This window comes from uncultured Megasphaera sp. (assembly GCF_958350005.1).
Classification (GTDB): Bacteria; Bacillota; Negativicutes; order Veillonellales; family Megasphaeraceae; genus Megasphaera.
The window spans coordinates 1-3,211 of record NZ_CATWFF010000215.1 but is presented as its reverse complement, the minus strand read 5'-3'; the positions used below and the strand labels follow the sequence as shown (position 1 = coordinate 3,211).

Genomic DNA, 3,211 nt, shown 5'->3' with positions numbered 1-3,211 from the left:
TACCTCTGCCTCTGTCAAATCCATAGAGACAGAAAATAAATTAATACTAAATTAGTAGACCATTGTCTTGACAGTATGTTTAGCAATGGAGTATACTTTCTTCAACGCAAAGATAGCTGCGGAGAGTTAGCATGTACGGAGGGCTTAAAAATGACCATCATGTGTTGTATGACAAGGAGGGAATTGGTTCTGTAACGGTTGAACAGACAATTCCACGTATTCATCAAGAGCAGTCGAGGGACCGGCCTTATGACGCTGCGGCAACCTACGAACCGTAAGGTGCCAATTCCGGCAGGGTAAAACCTGATAGATGAACGGAGAAGAGGATGGATATTCTGCCCTTTTATGAAGGTGTCATCTATTATGGATGACACCTTTTTTGTCATTCCGCAGGTATAGCTTGGCAGATGAGCAGGACTTCAGAGGGTGCACCTGTCTGCTGGGCAAAAGCAAGGGTGCACCCTTTTGTTTGGTAAAAGAAAGAAGGAGTAATGTATGAAAAAATGGATTACAGTCTTGGCCGTTGCTGCGCTGGCAATTGGCGTATTAAGCGGATGCGGCAGCAGCAGTGAAGACAAGGCGGCAGCGGCGAAAGCGCCGATTACAGTAACGGAAGGCAAGGATGAAGGCGCTGTTCTGCGTATTGCTGCGCAGCCCTATCCCCTGTATACGTCTGTATATGTAGCCCATAACCTGGGATATATTGATGAAGAACTGAGCAAGGTTGGGGCCAAGGCAACGTGGACGGAATTTAAGTCAGGACCTCTGGTTAACGAAGCCGTTGCCGCCAATGAAGCAGATCTCGGCTTCATGGCTGATTTGCCGGCTATTATTGCCAAATCGCAGGGTCATGATATCAGCATCGTTTCCAATATTGCCTATGGGGAAAAAGCGCTGGCCGTTCTGGTTCCGTCGTCTTCTTCCGTTACGTCTGTTGCCGATCTGAAAGGCAAGAAAGTAGCCTATGCCAAAGGTTCCTATGCACAGCATTTGCTGGCACAGCTCCTGGAAAAGGAAGGACTGACGCTGGATGATGTACAGACGGTAAACTTAAATGCCGCAGAACAGGTAACGGCTCTGACGACGAATGAAGTCGATGCCATTGTTATCTGGGAACAGTACATTACGAAACTTACGTCTGCCGGACAGGCCCGGGTACTGGCTGATGGCACAGGTATCAAGCGGGGGAATATGATTAACTATTTCGTCACTTCCTACGCAGACAAGCATCCTTTAGTGGTTCTGGCCTATCTGCGGGCACTGAACCGGGCGAATGAACTGATTAAATCGGACCCGGACAAAGCTGCTGAAGTTACGTATCAGAATTTCGGTATTTCCAAAGAAGAAATGAAGAAGGTACTGAAGAATCTGACCTTTACGACGGCCCTGAATGACGATGATATCAAGGCAATTACAGAAGTTAAAGATTTCTCGAAAAAAGTGGGAATTATTCAGGACGATGTCAATATGGACAACTTTATTGACAAACGGTATATTGACGCGCTGAGCAAAAAGTAGGTGTACACAGGAATGAAAACAACGAAACGGAGTTTGTCCTATTGGCTTTTGTATCTGGCTATGCCGGTACTGGTTCTGATTATCTGGCAAGGCCTGGCCGTGGCCGGCATTATTAAGCCGTACACCATGCCGGCGCCGTCAGCCATTGTCAAAGCGGCCATTCAGTACGGTGAAAGCGGCAAGCTGGCAGCGTATATTGGCATCAGTGTTCTTCGCGTTATAGAAGGATTTCTTGCCGGCCTGGTCGTAGCCTTTATACTGGGCATTGCATCGGGGTTATCGCGGCGCGTGGAAATATTTACAGATTTCTGCCTGCAAATCCTGCGCCCCATTCCGCCTATTGCCTGGATTCCCCTGGCTATTCTCTGGTTTGGCATTGGCGAACTGTCCAAGATTTATATTATTTTTGTCGGCGCCTTTTTTCCGGTGTTCGTTACGATTGTTGATGGTATTAAGGCCATTGATAAAAAATATTATGAATTGGCGCAGGTATATGAAGTTCCGAAAAAACAGTTTATCCTGCACATCATTATTCCAGGCGCCTTGCCGGCTATTATGACGGGAATTCGCGTCGGCATGGGGAATGCCTGGGTCTGCGTCGTCGCTGCAGAAATGATTGGCGCCACCAAAGGCGTGGGCTTTATGCTGATGGACGGCCGGAGCCTGTCCCGGCCGGATATTGTTATTCTGGGGATGCTCCTTGTCGGCTGTATTGGCAAGATCATGGATGATGTTCTTCTGTATATCCGGCGTCGTGTTGTCGTACGCTAAAGGAGAGAAATACATAGATGAGTGCTATCGTTACGATACAAAACCTGTCCAAGCGATTTGTAACTAACGGCAAGGCCGTGACCGCCTTGGATGATATTAACCTTACCATTGAGAAAGGGAGCTTTACGTCGATTATCGGCGCCAGCGGCTGCGGGAAAAGTACGCTGCTGCGGATTATTGGCGGTCTCGATACGGACTATGAAGGCACTGTCGTCGTAGCCGGAGAGACTGTGCGGAAGCCGTCGCGGCAAAAAGGGTTTATCTTTCAGGATCACCGCCTGCTGCCGTGGATGACGGTCCGCGAAAATATTCGCTTCAGCCTGCCGGAAGAGCAGAAACATGACGATGCGTGGATTGAAAAGAATCTGGAAATCGTAGGCCTGGCAGGCTTTGCCGATGCCCTGCCCCGTCAGCTTTCCGGCGGCATGGCCCAGCGGGCAGCCATTGCCCGGGCGCTGGCCAACAGACCGAAGATTCTTCTTCTCGATGAACCCTTCAGCGCCCTCGACGCCATTACCAAAATCCACATGCAGGAAGAAATGCTGCGCATATGGAAACAGGAAAAAGTAACGATGATTATTGTTACCCATGATATTGAAGAAGCCATCTATCTGGGGCAGCAGGTCGTCGTACTGTCATCCCGGCCTGGTCATATCCGTCATATCTATCCTGTCGATCTGGGTACGCCGCGGCGCCGTACAGGGACGTTGTTTTCACAGGCAAAAGAAGAAATTTACAAGGAATTTTTCAAAGAAGAAGAAGTTCCTTTTTACTATCAGATTTGATGGTTTTATCACACACTTGAAGTTGCCTGCACCATAAAGGCAGGGCGTTCCGCCGCGCTTTGCACCAGGTGTCGGCAGCCATACGAAAGGGGATGGGCAGGCAGACAAGTTCTTCTGCATACCTAGGGGAAGAGAAG

3 protein-coding genes and 1 riboswitch are annotated in these 3,211 nt (G+C 49.0%); all 3 genes read left to right on the top strand.

Annotated elements, in window-relative coordinates; genetic code table 11:
* The first annotated feature begins 217 nt into the window (after positions 1–217).
* Positions 218–317: riboswitch (SAM riboswitch) on the top strand.
* A gap of 178 nt (positions 318–495) precedes the next feature.
* The 3 genes from Q3886_RS09655 to Q3886_RS09645 are packed head-to-tail and all read left to right on the top strand — an operon-like array spanning position 496 to position 3,074.
* Entirely contained in the window at positions 496–1,518 is a 1,023-nt protein-coding gene (locus Q3886_RS09655) for an aliphatic sulfonate ABC transporter substrate-binding protein (protein ID WP_301861246.1), read from the top strand.
* Between the two features lie 12 nt (positions 1,519–1,530).
* Positions 1,531–2,289, top strand: a complete 759-nt coding sequence (locus Q3886_RS09650) for an ABC transporter permease (protein WP_301861245.1) — start codon at positions 1,531–1,533, stop codon at positions 2,287–2,289.
* A gap of 17 nt (positions 2,290–2,306) precedes the next feature.
* Positions 2,307–3,074: an ABC transporter ATP-binding protein gene (locus tag Q3886_RS09645; RefSeq protein ID WP_301861244.1), complete on the top strand. Its 768-nt coding sequence runs from the start codon at positions 2,307–2,309 to the stop codon at positions 3,072–3,074.
* Positions 3,075–3,211: the final 137 nt, after the last annotated feature.